Genomic DNA, 18,299 nt, shown 5'->3' with positions numbered 1-18,299 from the left:
AAGATCACAATCGCCGTGAGAGAGTGTTGACCATGCTGCGTGCCCGCCGACTCGCCTCCACCGTTGCCGCCGCGTCCCTCGCCGTGGGCGGCCTCTCCGCCTGCGACTCGGAGCCGAGCGTGGCCGCCTATCTCGGCGACGCCGGCCAGGTGTCCGAGCGAGAGGTCCAGCGGATCTGGGACGACACGCACGCCGACCTCGCCGTCCAGGCCCAGGCCGAGGCCGACGAGGCCACCTCGCAGCAGCGGTTCAAGGAGGAGGCGCTGCGGAACGCCGGGGAGGACGTGAAGCCCGCGCCGGCCGTCACCCCGGCGCCGGTGCAGATGCCGTTCAGCCGGGGCGACGTCGTGAACGAGCTGGTCACCCGGGAGCTGTACGAACGGGTCGCCGCCGACCGCTCGGTCACGCTGCCCGCCCAGGTGCCGTACGAGCAGGAGGCCGCCCAGCGAAAGCTGCCCGTCGGCACGGAGTACACCAAGCTCTACATCGACAACCTGTACATGCAGAGTCTGCTGATCCAGTCGTTCCTGTCGGAGACCCCGCCGGCTGACGCGGACATGCTCCAGGTCTACAACAGCCTGGGCGCCAGCGGCGGCGTCGAGCCCGGCCAGGACTTCACCACCTGGCTGTCCCTCCAGTCCCCGCAGAACCGGCAGGTGGTGGCCGCCGCCGCGCAGGTTCGTGAGCAGGTCGAGGGTGCCGCCGACGAGCTGAACGTCAAGGTCAACCCGCGCTACCAGCCGTTCGAGGTGAGCGTGCTGGAGATCCAGGGCGAGAGCGACCCGCTCCAGCTTATCGGCACCGACCTGGGCATCGAGCAGCCCGTATCGGTGGCCGACGTCCCTTGAGCGCCCGGATCATCCTGCTGGTCACCTCACCCCGGCTACCGGCCGGGCTGCTGACCGCGGAGGCGTGGGACGCCGTCCGGGCGTACCCCGTCTTCGCCGCCGCGGACAGTGACCAGGCCGTGGCCCTACGGGTGACCGGTGTGCCGGTCACGATCCTCGAGACGGACGCGCAGGGCCTGCTCGACGCGATCGCCGGGCGGCCGGCCGCCGTCTGGCTCGCCGGGCCGCACGGCGACCAGGACTTCGCCCGGCAGCTAGGGCTGCGCCTGGCCCGCGAGCCGGGCCTCGCCGAGCTGGAGCTGATGTACGGCTCGTGGGATCCGCCCGGAGCCCGGCTGCTGGACGCCGTCGCCGTGATGGACCGGCTGGCCTCACCCGGCGGCGACCCGTGGAAACGGGCGCAGACCCACCAGACGCTCGCCCCCTACCTGCTGGAGGAGGCGTACGAGGCGTACGACGCGATCGTCGGCGGCGACTCGGACGCGGCCCGCGAGGAACTCGGCGACGTGCTTCTCCAGGTGGTGCTGCACGCCCGGCTCGCCGAGGAGCGCGACGAGAGCGACCGGTGGAGCATCGACGACGTGGCCGCCGGCCTGGTGGAGAAGATGATCCGGCGCAATCCACACGTCTTCGCCGGGGAGCGGATCGAGGACATCGAGGAGATCACCGCCAACTGGGAGCGGATCAAGCGCGAGGAGAAGACGCGGGACTCCGTGCTGGACGGGATCGCCATGAGCCAGCCGTCCCTCGCCCTGGCCGCGAAGATCCTGCACCGGGCCGAACGGGCCGGTCTCGCGGTGCCGCTGCCGGCCGGTGACGACCTCGGTGGCCTGCTGCTGCGGGTGGTCGCCGAGGCCCGGGCCGCGGGCCTGGACGCCGAGGCCGAACTGCGGGCCGCCACGCTGACTTTCGCAGAGGCGGTGCGTGCGGCGGAAAATGTCGGTCCCTCCGAGTAGGTTTCACGGCATGCCGGAGTTCGTACCGCTCGCCGAGCGGATCGTCGACGCCCTGCTGGAGAGCGACCCCGCCACCGCCTCCTACGCGGGCGACCACCGCTTCGACGACCGCCTGCCCGACCACTCCGACGCCGGCGTGTCCGGCCGGGCCGCCATGCTGCGTGACGCCGGTGACGCGCTCAGCGGCGTCGACCCCGACGGCCTCGACCCGGAGGACCAGGTCGACCACGCGATCCTGACCGCCCAGGTGGAGCGGGCGCTGTTCGAGCTCACCGAGATCCGCGAGCACGAGTGGAACCCGTTGGAGCACAATCCCGGTCCACTGCTGCACGGGCTGATCGCCCGCCCGTTCGCGCCGCTCGGCGAGCGCCTGACCAGCCTGGCCGGCCGGCTCGGCGCGATTCCCGACGCCCTGGCCACGGCTCGCGCTGTGCTGGGTGACGTGCCCCGCGTCCACGCCGAGACCGCGGTCGGCCAGTTCGCCGGCACGGCCGGGCTGATCCGCGCCGAGATCCCCGCCCTGCTGACCCGGGAGCCGGGCCTGCGCTCGACCGTGGAGCCGGTGGCCGAGGCCGCGCTGGCCGCGCTCGGCGAGTTCGACGGCTGGCTTCGTGCCCGGCTGGAGAGCGGCGATCCCGGCCGCGACCCACGGCTCGGCCGGCGCCTGTGGGAGGCCCGGCTCTGGCACACTCTCGACACCGAACTGTCCGCCGCCGAGGTGCTGTCCCGCGCCCGGAAGAATCTGGACCGCGTCGGCGAGGCGCTGCGGGAGGCCGCCGCCGAGTTGGCCGGTGGCCCGGCCACCGACGAGACGGTCCGGCGGGCGCTCGACTCGATCGCCGCGCGGCATCCGGACAACACCACCATCGTCGGGCTGGCCAAGGTGACGATGGGGGAGGCGACCGAGTTCGTCCGGGCGCACGACATCGTGTCCCTGGTGGACGATCCGTGCGTCATCGAGGAGATGCCGGAGTTCGCCCGGGGCGTCGCGGTGGCCTACTGTGACCCGCCCGGTCCACTGGAGACGGCCGACGTCCCCACCTTCTACTGCATCGCCCCGGCCCCGGCCGACTGGCCCGCTGAGCGGATCACCAGCTTCTACCGGGAGTACAACGACGAGATGTTGCGCAACCTCACCGTCCATGAGGCGATGCCCGGCCACTTCCTGCAGATCGCCCACTCGCGGCGGTTCCGGGCGGCCACCCGGGTGCGCTCGCTCGGCTGGTCCGGCCCGTTCGTCGAGGGCTGGGCGGTCTATGCGGAGGAGCTGATGACCGGCCTCGGCTTCGGTGGCCTCCCGGTCCGGTTGCAGCAGCTCAAGATGCAGTTGCGGATGAGCCTCAACGCGATCATCGACCAGCTCACGCACTGCGAGGGGCTGCCCGAGTCCGAGGCCATGGAGCTGATGACCGGGCGCGGTTTCCAGGAGGAGGGCGAGGCGGCCGGCAAGTGGCGGCGGGCGCAACTCACCTCGACGCAGCTGTCCACCTACTTCGTCGGCTACACCGAGGTCGCGGCGATCGCGGCGGCCCGGCCGTTCGGCGCCACCCCGAAGGCGTGGCACGACGCCATGCTGGCGCACGGCTCCCCACCGCCCCGCCACCTGCGCGCACTGCTGGGCGTCTGACCTCTCCGGCGCAGAGCGAACCGGCCGGTGAGGCGGTCAGTGAACCGTCGGCCTGCCCGGGGGCGGTGAGGCGGTCAGTGAACCGTCGGCCTGCCCGGGGGCGGTGAGGTGGTTCAGTCGGCCCGGCGGTCGACGAACCGGGCGCCCGGCGGCATGGCGAAGTCATGGTCGCCGGCCCGCGCCTGGTAATCGGTCAGCACCATCTCCACCGGGATGCCGGCGACCGTTCCGGTGAAACCGGCGATGGCGCCCTCGACCGTCACACAGACGTCGAAGTCCGGGGCCGGCACGTGATCGACGCCACCCAGCCGCAGACAGGAGGCGGTCCGCTCGGCGATCGTGGTCTCCCGCGTCTGGACCGCCAGATCCGAGTCGATCGCCGCCGCGTTCAACAGCGCGAGAACCGTGTCCGGGGTGACCAGGCCTGCTGTGGCGGGCAGTTCGTCGGGGGCGCCGTGCGGGTCGGTGGCGGTGCAGACGGTCTCCGTGCCGGCGGTCACGCAGTTGGTGAGGGCGTCCGGCGTCCGGATCAGATTGCCGGACGGAAAGGCGTAGGCGATTCGGGCCGGCCGCTGCGCGCGGGTGATCCGTGCGGTCTTCCCGCCGGCCAGCCGGTAGGTGGCCGTCCAGCTCTGGCCGCCCGAGCCGGCCAGCCGGTCGGCGACCTCGCTGACCAGGTCCGATCCGGCGACACCGGCGGCGCCGGCCGGTTCGATCCCGGTGCAGCCGGAGGTGCCGAGAAGGCCGATGACGAGCAGGGAACCGGCGAGCACGGAGCCGGCGCGGATGCGGCGCGGGGTGGCGGGCACGTGACCACCCTTACGCACCCGTGCCACCCCGCGCAATCGAGTATCCCGTGGCGACCTTCGATGAATCGAGGGTCAATGGACGGACAATTAACGGGCCGGAAGTCCTTATTTAAGAATCGGCATTTCCCGTCCGATGTCCGGTAATCACCGGAGGTTGGCGGCCTCGGCCATCATCTCGGCGATCATCTCGTCCGCGATCGCCTCGGCGGCCGCGGCCTCGCGGCGGGCCATGGCCTGGAGCCGGAAGACGTACCGGCGAATGATCTTGGCCTGGTGCTCGTTCCGGTCGAAGATCGCCACCATCTCGACCATGACCGGACCGCGTACCGGGACCTGCTGCCGCAGCGAACTCACCCGCAGCGCGGTGGCCGGGAACTCGACCACCTCGCTGCCCAGCTGCACGCGGAGCAGCATCTGGTCGCCCGGCCGCAGGTCGACGTCGCTGAAGTGGGCCCGCACAGACCGCTCGCTGATGTCGTGCACCCGGCCGGTGACCTGCGGTTTGTCGGCGCGTACCAGCAGGATGGCCTCGCCTCCACCGCCGCGTACGTACAGCCGCAGCTGCTCGATCTCCGGTTCGCCGGGCATGGTGACGTCGATCCGGTTCTCGTCGATCCTCACCACGGTCCCGTGGTGGACGTACCGGCCACGGGGGCCCGCCGGCCAGCGGATGGTCACCGGGGAGCCGGTCGTCTGCGGGACGTCGGCGCGGGCGAGGGACAGGGTCACGGCGGCGTCGGTGACCCGGACCACCCGGACTTCCGGGAGGGTCCGGCCCCCGAGGTCCATCTCGACGTGTGACCCGTCGGCGGGAAACAGGCTACTGGTCATAGTGCCCAAGGATTCGGCAGGTCCGGCCCGGGTTTGAGGCATAGCGGGCGACGAGTTGACCGGCCCCGCGAACAAGACATTGCCCGACTCGATACGCTCTCCGGTGTGGTCGGCCCGCAGGGTCGCGGACCGAAACTGTGTATTCGTACAAACGTTAGGGAGCGACACGACCAATGGCCACCATTGAAGCAATCGTCGCCCGCGAGATCCTCGATTCCCGGGGCAACCCCACAGTCGAGGTCGAGGTCGGCCTGGACGACGGCTCGGTCGGCCGCGCCGCGGTGCCCTCCGGCGCGTCGACCGGGGCCTTCGAGGCGCTCGAGCTGCGCGACGGCGACAAGGGCCGCTACCTCGGCAAGGGTGTCGAGAAGGCGGTCAACAACATCGAGGAGCAGATCGTCGAGGAGCTCGTCGGTTACGAGGCCTCCGACCAGCGCCTGATCGACCAGAAGATGATCGACATCGACGGCACGGACACCAAGTCCTCCCTCGGCGCCAACGCGATCCTGGGCGTCTCCCTCGCGGTGGCCAAGGCCGCCGCCGCCTCGGCCGAGCTGCCGCTCTTCCGCTACCTCGGTGGGCCGAACGCGTCGCTGCTGCCGGTCCCGATGATGAACATCCTGAACGGTGGCGCGCACGCCGACTCCAACGTCGACGTGCAGGAGTTCATGATCGCCCCGATCGGCGCGCCGACCTTCCGCGAGGCCGTTCGCAGCGGTGCCGAGGTCTACCACGCGCTCAAGTCGGTGCTGAAGAAGAAGGGCCTCTCCACCGGCCTCGGCGACGAGGGCGGCTTCGCGCCGAGCCTGTCGGCGAACGTCGCGGCCCTGGAGCTGATCGCCGAGGCCGTGCAGGCCGCCGGCTACAACCTGGGCAGCGACATCGTCCTGGCCATGGACGTCGCCGCGACCGAGTTCCACAAGGACGGGGCGTACGTCTTCGAGGGCACCCCGAAGTCGACCGACGAGATGATCGCGTACTACGCGAAGCTGGCCGCCGACTTCCCGATCGTCTCCATCGAGGACCCGCTGGGCGAGGACGACTGGGCCGGCTGGACCGCGCTCACCGCCGAGCTCGGCGACAAGATCCAGATCGTCGGCGACGACCTGTTCGTCACCAACCCGCAGCGCCTGGCCCGCGGCATCGCCGAGAAGTCGGCGAACGCGCTGCTGGTCAAGGTGAACCAGATCGGCTCGCTGACCGAGACGCTGGACGCCGTGGACCTGGCCCACCGGGCCGGCTTCAAGACGATGATGAGCCACCGGTCCGGCGAGACCGAGGACGTCACCATCGCCGACCTGGCCGTCGCGGTCGGCTCCGGCCAGATCAAGACCGGCGCCCCGGCCCGGTCCGACCGGGTCGCGAAGTACAACCAGCTCCTGCGCATCGAGGAGCAGCTGGAGAGCGCCGCCCGGTACGCCGGTGCGGGCGCGTTCCCGCGTTACCGCGTCGGCTGACCCTCCGGCGTCGGATCATCGGGTTTGTGGCACCCGCCTTCGGAGACATAGATTTCCGGGGTGGGTGCCACGAACACGTGACGGTCAGCGGGGAGGGTGAGATGGCGGAACGCCGCACACCGAGCGGCCAGGGCCCGGCCCGGCGAGCCGGTGGCCGCCCCACCCCGCCCCGGACCAGGAATACCGGCCCGATCCGGGTGCCCGCCGCGCGGCGTACGTCCTCGGGGTCCGGCGGCGCAGCCGCGAAGCGCACCGAGGCACCACGCCCGCGCGCGCTGACCGGCCGGGCCACCGTCCTGATCGCGCTGGTCGTGGCGCTGGCACTGGCCTACACGTACCCCGTCCGGGTGTATTTGAAGCAAGAGGCCGATATCGCCGAGATGGAGCGGGCGCAGGCCGTGCAGCGGGGCGAGATCGCCGAGACGGCGAAGACCCTGGAGAAGTGGAACGACCCGGAGTACCTGCGGATTCAGGCCCGGGAGCGGATCTTCTACGTGCGCCCGGGTGAGACGCCCCTGCTCGTCGTCGATGACAAGGACCGCGCCGCCCGCACCGCCGCCGAGCAGACCCCGGCGGCCGCCCCCGACCGCTGGTACGACACGCTGTGGAGCAGTGTCCAAGCCGCCAACGCAGAGCCCCAGGACTGATTTCGGACTGATGGAAGAACCCACAACCGCCGACCTCGACATCGTGGCGGCCCAGCTAGGCCGTCGTCCCCGCGGCACACGGGCGGTCGCGCACCGTTGCCCGTGTGGCAACCCCGACGTGGTGGAGACCTCGCCGCGCCTCGACGACGGCACACCGTTCCCCACCCTTTTTTACCTGACCTGCCCGCACGCCACGGCCGCATGCAGCCGCCTGGAGTCGGCCGGTGTGATGCGCGACATGCAGGAGCGTCTCAGCACCGATCCCGAACTGGCCAAGCGGTACGCGGCCGCGCACCAGGACTACCTGGACCGGCGGACCGCCATCGAGGACGTTCCGGAGATCAGCCACGTCTCGGCGGGCGGCATGCCGGACCGGGTCAAGTGCCTGCACGTCCATCTCGGGCACGCGCTGGCCGCGGGCCGCGGCGTCAACCCGTTCGGCGACGAGGTGCGGGACGCGATCGAGCCGTACTGGGCCGGTGGCCCCTGCGTGCGCCCGGCCGGCGACGAGTGATCATCCGTCGTGCCCGGACCGGGGACATCAAGGCGATCCGGGCGCTGGTCGACACGTACACGACCGATCGGCGTCTGCTCAGCAAGGCCACCGTCACCCTGTACGAGCAGGTGCAGGAGTTCTGGGTGGCGGCCGACGAGACGGACCGGGTCATCGGCTGCGGCGCCCTGCACGTGATGTGGGAGGACCTCGCGGAGATCCGTACGGTCGCGGTCGACCCGGCACGGCGCGGTCAGAAGATCGGCCACCGGATCGTGTCGGCTCTGCTCGACCAGGCGCGCGAACTCGGCGTACGCCGGGTGTTCTGCCTCACGTTCGAGACCCGGTTCTTCGGGTCCTTCGGGTTCACCGAGATCGACGGGGCCGCCGTGCCGCACGGGGTCTACGAGCAGTTGCTGCGCTCCTACGACGAGGGCGTGGCGGAATTCCTCGACCTGGAACGGGTCAAGCCCAACACCCTGGGGAACACGAGAATGCTGCTGCACCTATGAGCGGGTCATCGAGCCCGGTCCGGAACTCATGGCGATGCCGGGATGAAGCGTCATGAGCGCCCGGGTTGCCGCGATCGACTGCGGCACCAACGCGATCCGCCTGCTGATCGCCGACATCGACGGGGACAGGCTGACCGACGTCTCCCGGCGGATGGAGATCGTGCGGCTGGGGGAGGGCGTCGACCGTACCGGGATGCTCGCCCCGGCCGCGATCGAGCGGACCCGGCAGGCGCTGCTCGGCTACGCGGCCGAGATCGCCGAACTGGGCGTCACCCGGGTGCGGATGTGCGCCACCTCGGCCAGCCGGGACGCGTCCAACGCGCAGGACTTCCGGGACATGGTGCGCGGTGTGCTCGGCGTCGACCCCGAGGTGATCACCGGCGAGCAGGAGGCGCAGCTCTCCTTCGACGGCGCCGTCCGCGGCCTCCGCGCGGACGGCCCCTACCTGGTCTTCGACCTGGGCGGCGGCTCCACCGAGTTCGTCACCGGCACGACCGGCGTCGAGCGGGCCATCTCGATGGACATCGGCTGCGTCCGGATGACCGAGCGGCACCTGCACGGCGACCCGCCCACCGCGGCCGAGCTGGCCGCCGCCGAGGCGGACATCATCGAGGCCGTCGACACGGCGCTGGCCGCCGTGAACGGCCGGGAGGCCAGGACGCTGGTCGGTCTCGCCGGGACGGTCACCACCGTCGCGGCTCTCGCTCACGACCTCGAGGTGTACGACTCCGCGCGCATCCACCACAGCCGGGCCGACGCTCCGGCCGTGGCCCGGGTGACCGCCGAGCTGCTGGCCATGACCGTCGCCGAGCGTCTCGCGCTGCCCGTGATGCACCCGGGCCGGGCCGACGTGATCGGCGCCGGGGCCCTGATCATGAAGCTGATCATCGAGCGGTCCGGCCACGACTTCGTGATCGCCTCGGAGCACGACATCCTCGACGGCATCGCCTTCGGCCTGGCCGTCTGATTCTCCGCACCGCCCCTGGAGGGTAGTACGCTGTTGACGGTACTTCGGATTGCGCAGTAGTGTGCTCCGCGTGGATCCGACCCAGTTGCTCAAGGGCGTGCTAGACCTCGCCGTCCTCGCCGTCCTGCGCGACGAGGACGGTTACGGCTATGACATCCTTCGCCGCCTGCGCGCGGCCGGGCTGGAAGACGTCGGTGACGCCTCCGTCTACGGCACACTGCGCCGCTTGTTCAACAACGGCCTGCTGAACAGCTATGTCGTGCCCAGTGACGAGGGCCCGCACCGGAAGTACTACGCACTCAACGCGGCCGGCCGCACCGAGCTGCAACGCTCGGGCAAGGTCTGGAGCGGCTTCGCATCGATCATGGATGATCTTCTTCGCGAGCGGGGGAAGGCGTGAACCTCACGGCACAGGACGAGATCGCCGTCTACGTGGAGGGCGTTCGGCTGGCACTCGCCGGTCTGCCGCCCGCCACCCGGGACGAGCTGCTCGAAGACCTGCCCGAACATCTGGCCGAGGTTCTCGCCGAGGGCGGCGGATCACTCACCGACCGGCTCGGGCCACCGGAGGCCTATGCGGCCGAGCTCAGCGCCAGCGCCGGCTTCGCCACGGCCGGGCAGCCCACCTCACGCTACGCGGCGGTCACCGGCAGGGCCGCCCGGCATCGTGCGCGGATCAGCGAGGCGGTGCAGCGGGCCGACGTCCGGGTCGGGCCCATTCTGGGGTATGCGAGGGCAAGCGAATTCCTGGTGCTCCTCCGTCCTGCCTGGTGGGTGCTGCGCGGCTACCTGGCGGCCATGGCGATCGCGTTCATGTTCGACGGCAACTCCCGCCTCGGCCTGATGCCCCGGCTCGGCGGCGACGACTTCGCGGCCGTCCTGCTGCTGGCCCTGGGCATCCTCGGCTCGATCTGGCTCGGCCGCCGCGGCGCACCGGCCCGCAAGTGGCCCCGGCGCGCCCTCCGCCTGGCCACGGTGTACCTGGTGTTCTTCGCCCTGATCGGCTTCTTCGAGGTCGACTCCGCGGCCCAGCGCGACGGCTACAACGAGGTCGGCTACAGCGGCTGGAACGAGTTCACCGGCGTCCGGGACGTCTACGTCTACGACGGCGACGGCCGGCTCATCTCCGGCGTGCAGCTCTACGACCAGGACGGCAACCCGATCCGCTTGGGCGAGCCCTACTGCGACGACCCGACCAGCGGCATGAGCGTCCCGAGCCGCACGCTGGGCTACCCGCACTGCCCGGATGCCGCTCCGTACCACCCCGGCGACCCCTCCGCCGTCACCCCACCCGCCCCGGCCTCCGTGGCCCCGTCCGCCCCGGCGGCTTCCCCGAACGCCTCGGCCCCGGCAGCTTCGCCCTCGAAGCCGCCCGCACCCTCCAGCGGCGCCCAGACGCCCGAGGCCAAGGACCCAGCCGACAGCGCCAAGCCCTCCGTCCCGGCCCGGGTCGGCTAGCCCGCTGCACGCCGCCGACCCGGAGCGCCCAGTTCCGGGAGTGCGTGCTCTTGCAGACGTATTGACGGACCTGTCCCAGGAGGCAAGGTAGGGCCGGGTTGGAAGGGGGGATCGCGCGCGAGCGACAGTGATCGCTATCCTCGCGTGCCGGCGATCGATATCCGGTCGTGCCCCTGGAAAGGAACCCCTGATGACTGACCCGGTTGTGCCCTCTCAGCCCGGCGGCACCGTCCCGCCGGCCGAGGCCGGGACCGTCCTGCCGCCGACCAGCGGTGCCTCCGGGTCCGAGTTCTCCCCGGCCACCGCTCCGCCCACCGGCTCCCCGGCCCCCGCAGTGGCCCCTACCGTCGCGCCCACTGCAGCGCCGGATCCCTCCTCATCCCCAGCCGCGGCTCCGGGCTACCTCACGGATCCAGGAGCGGCGCCGGGCTTCCCGTCCGCGCCCGCTGGGGCGCCGGGTTATCCGGCTGCGGCTCCGGGCTTTGCCGGAGGGCCGGCTGCGCCGCCCGCAGAAGGTGTGGCTCCGGGCTATCCGGGTGCCCCGGTACCGGGCTTTCCTCCGCCCGGCTTCCCTCCGGCGGAGGCCGCCCCACGGAAGAACAAGGCGCTGGGCAAGGTCCTCGGCGTCCTGGGCGCGATCGTGGTGATCGTCGTCGTTGTGGTGATCAAGATTCTGATCAGCAGCCTGCTCGGTGATGCGACGGCCGACGCCAAGACCGGCGACTGCGTCTCGATCGGCAAGGACCTGGGTGCGGAGGTGTCCGAGACCACGGCCGAGGTCGTCGACTGTTCCTCCGGTGAGGCCGGCTACACCATCGTGGGCCGCGTCGAGGGCACCACCGATGTCACGGGCACGGCGTGCGACCAGTACTTCAAGGAGGGCGACAACGCCGTCATCCTGGCCGGCGACGACTACCTGCTCTGCGTGGTCGCCAAGCCCTGACCGCGACGCGGTGCGGGGGCCGGGTGTGCGGGGGTGCGGGCGGGATGCTGTGCTGGACGGGTGTTGCCGTCCGGCGCGTCCGCGCGTACCCCCGAGGAAGTCGTCGCCCAGGCGGCCGGGGCCGCCTCGCTGAGCGTGCTCGACGCCGGGGTCGCGGATTGTTTCGCCTGCCCGCGCCTGGTCGCCTGGCGCACCGACGTCGCCGTGACCCGGCGGGCGGCCTTCCGGGACCAGGAGTACTGGGGGAGGCCCGTCCCCGGGTTCGGCCCGGCCGACGCCGAGATCGCGATCCTGGGGCTGGCCCCGGCGGCGCACGGCGGGAACCGTACCGGGCGGATCTTCACCGGCGACCGCTCCGGTGACGTGCTCTTCGCCGCGCTGCACCGGGCCGGCCTGGCGAATCAGCCGACCAGCGTCGCCGCTGACGACGGCCTGGAGTTGCGGCACACCCGGATCTTCGCGGCGGTCCGCTGCGCGCCGCCGGACAACAAGCCGCTGCCGGAGGAGCGTGACACCTGCGCGCCGTGGTTCCAGCGGGAACTCCGGTTGATCCAGCCGACCGTCCGCGTCGTGGTGGCGCTCGGCGCTTTCGCCTGGGCGGCGTGGTGGCCCGCGATGACCGCCGCCTATCGGGTGCGCCCGCCGGTGCCACGCCCGAAATTCGGGCACGGCGCCCAGGTCAGCGTGCCGGGAGCGCCCACCCTGCTGGGGTGTTTCCATGTCAGTCAGCAGAACACCTTCACCGGCCGTCTGACACCGGACATGCTCGACGAGGTGTTCGCCCGTGCAAAGGTTCTGGCGGGCCTGGCATGATGCGAGGCCTGTCGACAAACCCCGAGTCACGGATCTGAGCCTCCGCATGGATTTCGCCGTACTGCGCCGATGGTGGCCACTGGCCGCCGTACTCGGGCTGCTCTTCGTGGTCGCACTGGCCGCGACCCGGTCCGCGCCGCAGCTCGACCAGATCAAGCCGGAGTCGACCGCCACGACCCGCCCGCCGCTGCTGCCGCCGCGCCCGTCGGTGACGCCCAGCCTGGCGGAGTCCATTCCGGAGCCGGCGCGGCAGCTGCCCGGTTGGGTGGGCACCGTGACGCTGGTGCTGCTGAGCGTGATCGCGCTGCTCATGGTTGCCGGTCTGTGCTGGGCGCTGGTCCGTGACTATCTGCGCCGGCGCCCGGCCCGCGGCGGCAAGCACGAGCCGCGCCGCCCGACCCGGACGGCCGACGACCTGGTGGCGGCGCTCGACGCCGGCCTGGAGGAGCTCTCCGACACCGACCGGGACCCACGCCGGGCGGTGATCGCCTGCTGGGTGCGGCTGGAGGACGCGGCGGCCGCGGCCGGCACGCCACGGCACCCGGGGGACAGCCCCACCGACTACGTCGGACGGCTGCTGGCCGAGCAGCAGGTCGACGCCCGCGTGCTGGCCGCGCTGCTCGAGGTCTATCGCGAGGCGAGGTACGCGACGCACACCGTCGACGACCAGATGCGGCAGCAGGCCCGGTCCGCCCTGGAGCGTCTGCGCGCCGATCTGGGCGCGACCCGGGCCGGGGTGACCGCGTGAGCGAGCTTGTGCATTCGCGGGGCCGCCGGCGCGAGGCGGAGGTGACCGCGTGAGCGACGGAGGACTGGACGATCTGTTCGGCGCGGCCGACGGCCGGGTCGTCGCCGAGGAGCGGGAGCCCGTCACCAGGCGGCGCTCGGTGGCCGTCACGCTGATCGGCAACGCGGCTGTGATCGGGCTGGCCACAGTGGTGGTGACGGCCGGTCTGCGGTCGCTCGGCCTGACCATCTCGCTGCTGCTGCTGATCGCCCTGCTCACCGGTCTGCGCCTGCTGATCCACGCGGTCGCGGTGGTGGCGCCGCCGCCCGGGCCGCGGCTGCGGTCGGGGATCGGCGCGGACGCCCCGCCGACGGTGGACGCGCTGCGGGCGACGGTCCGCCGCTGGGAGCGGAACCTGGACAAGGCACACTCGGATCCGGATCTGCATGCGCGTAACGTTCTGCCGGTGCTCGCGGAACTCGCCGACGAACGGCTGCGCCTGCGGCACGGCATCACCCGGGCCAGCGACCCCCGCCGGGCCCGTGAGCTGCTCGGGGACGACCTCTGGGCGACGCTGTCCGGTCCGGGGCGCCGCGCGCTCAAGGCCCGGGATGTCGAGACCTACCTCGACGCCATGGAACGACTGTGAGAAAGGTGCGCCGGTGACGCAGGCTCTTCCCCCGTACGAGGTCGGGCGGCTGGCCGGGGCGGTCCTCGACTCCGTCGGCACCGTCGTGGTGGGCAAGCGGGACTCGCTGGAGCTGGTGCTGGCCGGGATCCTGGCCGGCGGCCACGTGCTGCTGGAGGACATGCCAGGGCTCGCCAAGACGCTGACCGCCCGGTCCTTCGCGCAGGCGCTCGGGCTCGACTTCCGCCGCCTGCAGTTCACCCCCGACCTGCTGCCGGCCGACGTCACCGGTTCCTTCCTGTACGACCAGCGCAAGGGCGACTTCGCCTTCCGGGCCGGCCCGGTGTTCACCAACATGCTGCTGGCCGACGAGATCAACCGGACGCCGCCGAAGACCCAGTCCGCCCTGCTCGAGGCGATGCAGGAGAAGCAGGTGTCGGTCGAGGGCGTCACCTACCGCCTGGACCCGCCGTTCCACGTGATCGCGACGGCCAACCCGATCGAGTACGAGGGGACGTACCCACTCCCCGAGGCGCAGCTGGACCGGTTCCTGCTGCGGGTGTCGTTCGGCTACCCGACGGCCGAGGAGGAGTGGGCGATCCTGCAGCGCCGGATGGCCCGCCGCCAGGAGGAGACCACCCTCGCTCCGGTGGTCGACGCTCGTACGCTCCAGATGATGCAGGGCGCGCTGGAGTCCGTCGCGGTGGAGGACTCGATCGGCCGTTACATCGTGGCGCTCACCTCGGCCACCCGGGAGCACGGCGCCGTCCTGGTCGGCTCCTCGCCGCGTGGCTCGCTCGCGCTGCTGCTGCTGGCCCGCGCCCGGGCGGCGATGGCCGGCCGTGACTACGTGGTGCCGGAGGACGTGAAGGACGTGGCGATCCCGGCGCTGGCCCACCGGATAACGCTGCGCCCGGAGATGTGGCTGCGCCAGGTGAACCCGTCGTTCGTGGTGCAGGAGGTGCTCACCGCGGTGCCGGCCCCGGCGAGCGGGGCGCTCCCGACGTACGCCCGGCATGACTGACCTGTTGCGCCTGCGCCCGGCCGTGCCCGCGGGCGGGGCCGACGAGTCGTCGTCCGGGCCGGTCTGGGCACCGACCCGGGCACTCGGCCGTACGGTCCTGCTCACCGGCCTGCTGCTGCTCCTCGGCGTGGCGCTGGGCCGCGTCGACCTGGCGCTGCTCGCCGCCCCGTTCGCGATCGGCGCGGCGATCAACCTGCGCCGGATCCCGTCCGCGGCCCCGGAGATCACGGTTCGGACCGACGAGTCGTACCTGGTCGAAGGCGGCGCGGTGGACGCCGGGCTGACCGTCTCGAACCCGGACACGATCGACTACGACCTGGTGGTGGTGCGTACGCGTACCTCCCGCTGGCTGAAGCTGGAGCACGCCGACCGCCCGTTCGCGATCACCGTGGCCGCCGACGGCTGGGCCGCGATCGACCTGCCCGGCGAGGCGACCCGCTGGGGCCGGCAGGACGTCGGTCCGGCCGCCGCCCGGGCCGCCGCCTGTGGTGGCCTGCTGGCCTGCCGTCCGGTGGTGACACCGGCCGCCGGGGTGCGGGTCTACCCGGTGACCGAGCCGTTCAACGCCACCGAGGCGATGCCGGCCGCGGCCGGTCTGGTCGGCGCGCACCGCTCCCGGCGGCCCGGTGAGGGCGGTGAGCTGGCCGGGGTCCGGCAGTTCGCCCCCGGCGACCGGCTGCGCCGCATCGACTGGCGGGTCTCTCTGCGGACCCGTGACCTGCACGTCGCCTCCACCCTGTCGGACCGGGACGCCGAAGTGCTGCTGCTGCTCGACGTGCTCGGCGAGATCGGCCTCTCCGGCGGGGTCCGCGGCGGTTCGTCGGTGCTGGACACCACGGTCCGGGCGGCGGCCGCGATCGCCGAGCACTACCTGCACCGGGGCGACCGGGTCTCGTTGCTGGAGTACGGCGCGACCGCCCGCCGGCTGCGCCCCGCCTCCGGCCGCCGGCAGTACCTGACGGTGCTGGAGTGGCTGCTCGACGTACGGCCCGATCCGGTCGACTCCGAGCAGTACGAGAACATCGTCGGCGCCCACCACGTCTCCTCGTCCGCGCTGGTCGTGGTGTTGACCCCGCTGGTCGACCCGCGGGCCGCCGACATGCTGGCCCAGCTCACCCAGTCCGGCCGGTACGTGGTGGCGGTGGACACCCTGCCCGCCCAGGCCGCCCCGCCGGTGAAGAACCAGTGGACCCCGCTGGCCACCCGGCTGTGGCGGCTGGAACGGGAGAACGTGCTGGGCCGGCTGCGCGAGCACGGCGTACCGGTGGTGGCCTGGGCCGGCGCCGGCAGCCTGGACCTGGTGCTGCGTGACGTGGCCCGGTTGGCCTCGGTTCCGAGGGGGCGCTGACGTGCGGAACGACCTGACCAGGCGGATGGACCGGTGGCGTACCGCCGCGGGACGGGCCACCACGGTGCCGTTCCTGGTCCGGTGCGGCGTCCTGCTCACCGGCCTGCTGGCGACCGCCGTCGCCTGGCCGCTGGAGATGCTGTCCAATCCCCGGCTCATGGTCCTGCCGGTGGCGGCCGTGATCTGGGCGGCGCTGGCCCCCCGCGGCCGGGGTGGCACCGCCGCGGCGCTCAGCGTGATCGCCGGGTGGCTGGTGAACACCGCCGGCTTCGGCGCCTCGATCGACCTGTGGCGGGTGTTGACCCTGGCCACCCTGCTCTATCTGGGACACACGCTGACCGCGCTCGCGGCCGTCCTGCCCTACGACGCGATGGTGAACTTCGACGTGCCGGCGCTCTGGCTGGGCCGTGCCCTGATCGTGGTGCTGATCTCCGCGGTGGTCATCGTCCTGGCTCTCGGCCTGACCGCCGACCTGGGTGGCGACGCCTTCCAACTGGCCACGCTCGCCGGTCTGGCCGCGGCCGCAGCCGTGACAATGGTCCTAGCACGTATGGTCCGTCGCGGGTGAATTCTGAGTGTTAGGTCACTTGACTTCCGCCGTTGTGATCGTCACAGAACCACGCATTAATCGCTTCACCCGCGCGACAATAGAGGCGTGAATCCGCCGCGCATCGTCGTCGTAGGAGCAGGTCACGTCGGGCTTTACGCCGCCCTCCGCCTGTCCAAGAAGCTGAACCGCAATCGGGCCGAGGTTGTCGTAATCGACCCTGTTCCGCACATGACTTACCAGCCGTTCCTGCCTGAGGCGGCGGCCGGTAACATTTCGCCGCGACACGCTGTGGTGCCGCTGCGCCGGGAGTTGAAGAAGTGCCGCATCGTCTCCGGTGAAGTGACCCGGGTCGAGCACGCGCGCAAGACCGTGAGCGTCCAGCCGATCGACGGTCCCGCCTACGAGTTGGAGTACGACCACATCATCGTGGCGCCCGGCTCGGTCTCGCGGACCCTGCCGATCCCCGGCCTCAGTGACATGGGCATCGGTCTCAAGACCATCGGCGAGGCCATCTACCTGCGCAACCACATCCTCGACCGGCTGGACGTCGCGGCCGTGACGCCCGACGAAGAGGTGCGCAAGGCCTCGCTGAACTTCGTGTTCGTCGGTGGCGGCTTCGCCGGCATCGAGGCGCTCGCCGAGATGCAGGACGTGGTCTCCGACGCGCTGAAATACTATCCGGAGCTGGACCCCAAGGAGGTCCACTTCATCCTGGTCGAGGCCACCAACCGGATCCTGCCCGAGGTCGGTCCCGAGATGGGCGCGTACACCGCTCGCCAGCTCGCCGCCCGCGGCGTGGACCTGCGTCTGGGCACCTTCCTGAAGTCGTGCGCCGACGGCCGGATCGAGCTCTCCGACGGTGACTCGTTCCGGGCCGAGACCCTCGTCTGGACGGCCGGTGTCAAGCCGTCGCCGATGCTGGCCAACACCGACCTGCCGCTGGGGCCGAAGGGGCACGTCAACTGCCTGCCCACCCTCCAGGTCGCCGACACCGAGACCGGTGAGGTCCTGGAGGGCGCCTGGTCCGCCGGTGACTGCGCGCAGGTGCCCGACCTGACGAACCCCGGTGGCTGGTGCTCGCCGAGCGCCCAGCACGCGGTCCGCCAGGCGCGGGTGCTCGCCGACAACATCGTTCAGGTGATCCTCGGCGGCGCCCCGAAGGAGTACCGCCACAAGCACGTCGGCGGTGTCGCCGGCCTCGGCCTGAACAAGGGTGTCGCGCACGTCTACGGCATCAAGGTCAAGGGCTACCCGGCGTGGATCATGCACCGGACCTACCACGTGAGCCGGATCCCGTCGTTCAACCGCAAGATCCGGGTGCTCGCCGACTGGACGCTGGCGCTGTTCCTCAAGCGGGAGACCGTGGCGCTGGGCCAGCTGCACCGCCCGCGTGAGGAGTTCACCGAGGTGACCCCGCCGGTCGAGCTGCCGCGGGAGAAGAAGGTGGGCGCCGGATCCCGCTGATCCGGTAATGCCGTTTCCACTGCCTGGGCGGCACCAGCTACGGTGTTCGCAAGCCGCCCGGGTGGTGGAATGGCAGACACGGCCGCCTTAAAAGCGGCTGCCCGAAAAGGCGTGCGGGTTCGAGACCCGCCCCGGGCACCATCTACCGCGGCCGCGGCGTCACGCCGCGGCCGCGATCTTGAGCGCAATGCCGCTGA

General features: G+C 71.7%; 21 protein-coding genes and 1 tRNA gene. 19 read left to right on the top strand and 3 right to left on the bottom strand.

All coding sequences use genetic code 11. From position 1 onward, the window contains the following. The first annotated feature begins 32 nt into the window (after positions 1-32). The 3 genes from KZ829_RS02100 to KZ829_RS02090 are packed head-to-tail and all read left to right on the top strand — an operon-like array spanning position 33 to position 3,431. Positions 33-848: a hypothetical protein gene (locus KZ829_RS02100; protein ID WP_220142157.1), complete on the top strand. Its 816-nt coding sequence runs from the start codon at positions 33-35 to the stop codon at positions 846-848. Further along, entirely contained in the window at positions 845-1,804 is a 960-nt protein-coding gene (locus tag KZ829_RS02095; RefSeq protein WP_220142156.1) for a nucleoside triphosphate pyrophosphohydrolase, read from the top strand. The genes KZ829_RS02100 and KZ829_RS02095 overlap by 4 nt, the downstream gene beginning before the upstream one ends. Positions 1,805-1,814: 10 nt before the next feature. Continuing rightward, positions 1,815-3,431, top strand: a complete 1,617-nt coding sequence (locus KZ829_RS02090) for a DUF885 domain-containing protein (protein ID WP_220142155.1) — start codon at positions 1,815-1,817, stop codon at positions 3,429-3,431. Positions 3,432-3,544: 113 nt separating this feature from the next. On the opposite strand, the gene KZ829_RS02085 is transcribed toward KZ829_RS02090, so the two are convergent. Further along, the gene (locus KZ829_RS02085; RefSeq protein ID WP_220142154.1) at positions 3,545-4,240 is read right to left on the bottom strand and encodes a hypothetical protein; all 696 of its coding nucleotides are present in this window, start codon (positions 4,238-4,240) and stop codon (positions 3,545-3,547) included. Positions 4,241-4,384: 144 nt separating this feature from the next. Next, complete coding sequence (locus tag KZ829_RS02080) at positions 4,385-5,071, bottom strand: hypothetical protein (protein WP_220142153.1); 687 nt, start codon at positions 5,069-5,071, stop codon at positions 4,385-4,387. Between the two features lie 173 nt (positions 5,072-5,244). On the opposite strand from KZ829_RS02080, the gene eno reads away from it, so the two are divergent. The 14 genes from eno (at position 5,245) to KZ829_RS02010 (ending at position 16,656) form a co-directional block, all read left to right on the top strand. Beyond that, the gene (gene eno / locus KZ829_RS02075; protein ID WP_220142152.1) at positions 5,245-6,528 is read left to right on the top strand and encodes a phosphopyruvate hydratase; all 1,284 of its coding nucleotides are present in this window, start codon (positions 5,245-5,247) and stop codon (positions 6,526-6,528) included. 101 nt (positions 6,529-6,629) lie between these two features. Then, entirely contained in the window at positions 6,630-7,175 is a 546-nt protein-coding gene (locus KZ829_RS02070) for an FtsB family cell division protein (protein WP_220142151.1), read from the top strand. Positions 7,176-7,185: 10 nt separating this feature from the next. Then, the gene (locus KZ829_RS02065; protein ID WP_183222958.1) at positions 7,186-7,689 is read left to right on the top strand and encodes a DUF501 domain-containing protein; all 504 of its coding nucleotides are present in this window, start codon (positions 7,186-7,188) and stop codon (positions 7,687-7,689) included. Next, positions 7,686-8,180, top strand: a complete 495-nt coding sequence (locus tag KZ829_RS02060; protein WP_183222959.1) for an amino-acid N-acetyltransferase — start codon at positions 7,686-7,688, stop codon at positions 8,178-8,180. Before KZ829_RS02065 ends, KZ829_RS02060 begins: the two co-directional genes overlap by 4 nt. A 52-nt stretch (positions 8,181-8,232) precedes the next feature. Further along, complete coding sequence (locus KZ829_RS02055; protein ID WP_220142150.1) at positions 8,233-9,147, top strand: Ppx/GppA phosphatase family protein; 915 nt, start codon at positions 8,233-8,235, stop codon at positions 9,145-9,147. A gap of 70 nt (positions 9,148-9,217) precedes the next feature. After that, entirely contained in the window at positions 9,218-9,547 is a 330-nt protein-coding gene (locus KZ829_RS02050) for a PadR family transcriptional regulator (RefSeq protein ID WP_183222961.1), read from the top strand. Beyond that, the gene (locus KZ829_RS02045) at positions 9,544-10,605 is read left to right on the top strand and encodes an HAAS signaling domain-containing protein (protein WP_220142149.1); all 1,062 of its coding nucleotides are present in this window, start codon (positions 9,544-9,546) and stop codon (positions 10,603-10,605) included. Before KZ829_RS02050 ends, KZ829_RS02045 begins: the two co-directional genes overlap by 4 nt. A gap of 517 nt (positions 10,606-11,122) precedes the next feature. Continuing rightward, positions 11,123-11,548 (top strand): LppU/SCO3897 family protein, encoded by a 426-nt coding sequence (locus tag KZ829_RS02040; RefSeq protein ID WP_220142148.1) that lies wholly within the window; start codon positions 11,123-11,125, stop codon positions 11,546-11,548. A gap of 60 nt (positions 11,549-11,608) precedes the next feature. After that, positions 11,609-12,361: a uracil-DNA glycosylase gene (locus tag KZ829_RS02035; protein WP_220142147.1), complete on the top strand. Its 753-nt coding sequence runs from the start codon at positions 11,609-11,611 to the stop codon at positions 12,359-12,361. A gap of 46 nt (positions 12,362-12,407) precedes the next feature. After that, complete coding sequence (locus KZ829_RS02030; protein ID WP_220142146.1) at positions 12,408-13,109, top strand: DUF4129 domain-containing protein; 702 nt, start codon at positions 12,408-12,410, stop codon at positions 13,107-13,109. 49 nt (positions 13,110-13,158) lie between these two features. After that, a complete protein-coding gene (locus tag KZ829_RS02025) occupies positions 13,159-13,737 on the top strand; it encodes a hypothetical protein (RefSeq protein WP_220142145.1) in 579 nt (192 codons plus the stop codon). After that, on the top strand, positions 13,700-14,740 hold the full coding sequence (locus KZ829_RS02020) for an AAA family ATPase (RefSeq protein WP_246634898.1): 1,041 nt from the start codon (positions 13,700-13,702) through the stop codon (positions 14,738-14,740). The genes KZ829_RS02025 and KZ829_RS02020 overlap by 38 nt, the downstream gene beginning before the upstream one ends. Next, positions 14,733-16,088 (top strand): DUF58 domain-containing protein, encoded by a 1,356-nt coding sequence (locus tag KZ829_RS02015; protein ID WP_220142143.1) that lies wholly within the window; start codon positions 14,733-14,735, stop codon positions 16,086-16,088. Before KZ829_RS02020 ends, KZ829_RS02015 begins: the two co-directional genes overlap by 8 nt. Position 16,089: 1 nt before the next feature. Continuing rightward, positions 16,090-16,656 (top strand): hypothetical protein, encoded by a 567-nt coding sequence (locus tag KZ829_RS02010; protein ID WP_229794893.1) that lies wholly within the window; start codon positions 16,090-16,092, stop codon positions 16,654-16,656. A 15-nt stretch (positions 16,657-16,671) separates the two neighbouring features. Here KZ829_RS02010 and KZ829_RS42585 read toward each other — a convergent pair whose 3' ends face one another. Further along, entirely contained in the window at positions 16,672-16,866 is a 195-nt protein-coding gene (locus KZ829_RS42585; RefSeq protein WP_229794917.1) for a hypothetical protein, read from the bottom strand. Between KZ829_RS42585 and KZ829_RS02005 the strand changes: the two genes are divergently transcribed. Beyond that, on the top strand, positions 16,807-18,102 hold the full coding sequence (locus KZ829_RS02005) for an NAD(P)/FAD-dependent oxidoreductase (protein ID WP_246635000.1): 1,296 nt from the start codon (positions 16,807-16,809) through the stop codon (positions 18,100-18,102). The genes KZ829_RS42585 and KZ829_RS02005 overlap by 60 nt on opposite strands. A 55-nt stretch (positions 18,103-18,157) precedes the next feature. Beyond that, positions 18,158-18,243, top strand: a tRNA-Leu gene (locus KZ829_RS02000). Positions 18,244-18,299 lie beyond the last annotated feature (56 nt).

This window comes from Actinoplanes hulinensis, assembly GCF_019429605.1.
Classification (GTDB): domain Bacteria; phylum Actinomycetota; class Actinomycetes; order Mycobacteriales; family Micromonosporaceae; genus Actinoplanes; species Actinoplanes campanulatus.
The sequence above is the reverse complement of the archived record's forward strand: the minus strand, read 5'-3'. Positions and strand labels throughout refer to the sequence as shown.

What these genes read in the sequence shown, in the direction of transcription:
- KZ829_RS02100 (WP_220142157.1), top strand. Translation starts at nt 33, where the DNA reads ATGCTGCGTGCCCGCCGACTCGCCTCCACCGTTGCCGCCGCGTCCCTC.
- KZ829_RS02090 (WP_220142155.1), top strand. Translation starts at nt 1,815, where the DNA reads ATGCCGGAGTTCGTACCGCTCGCCGAGCGGATCGTCGACGCCCTGCTG.
- KZ829_RS02080 (WP_220142153.1), bottom strand. Translation starts at nt 5,071, where the DNA reads ATGACCAGTAGCCTGTTTCCCGCCGACGGGTCACACGTCGAGATGGAC.
- eno (WP_220142152.1), top strand. Translation starts at nt 5,245, where the DNA reads ATGGCCACCATTGAAGCAATCGTCGCCCGCGAGATCCTCGATTCCCGG.
- KZ829_RS02070 (WP_220142151.1), top strand. Translation starts at nt 6,630, where the DNA reads ATGGCGGAACGCCGCACACCGAGCGGCCAGGGCCCGGCCCGGCGAGCC.
- KZ829_RS02065 (WP_183222958.1), top strand. Translation starts at nt 7,186, where the DNA reads ATGGAAGAACCCACAACCGCCGACCTCGACATCGTGGCGGCCCAGCTA.
- KZ829_RS02055 (WP_220142150.1), top strand. Translation starts at nt 8,233, where the DNA reads ATGAGCGCCCGGGTTGCCGCGATCGACTGCGGCACCAACGCGATCCGC.
- KZ829_RS02030 (WP_220142146.1), top strand. Translation starts at nt 12,408, where the DNA reads ATGGATTTCGCCGTACTGCGCCGATGGTGGCCACTGGCCGCCGTACTC.
- KZ829_RS02020 (WP_246634898.1), top strand. Translation starts at nt 13,700, where the DNA reads ATGTCGAGACCTACCTCGACGCCATGGAACGACTGTGAGAAAGGTGCG.
- KZ829_RS02015 (WP_220142143.1), top strand. Translation starts at nt 14,733, where the DNA reads ATGACTGACCTGTTGCGCCTGCGCCCGGCCGTGCCCGCGGGCGGGGCC.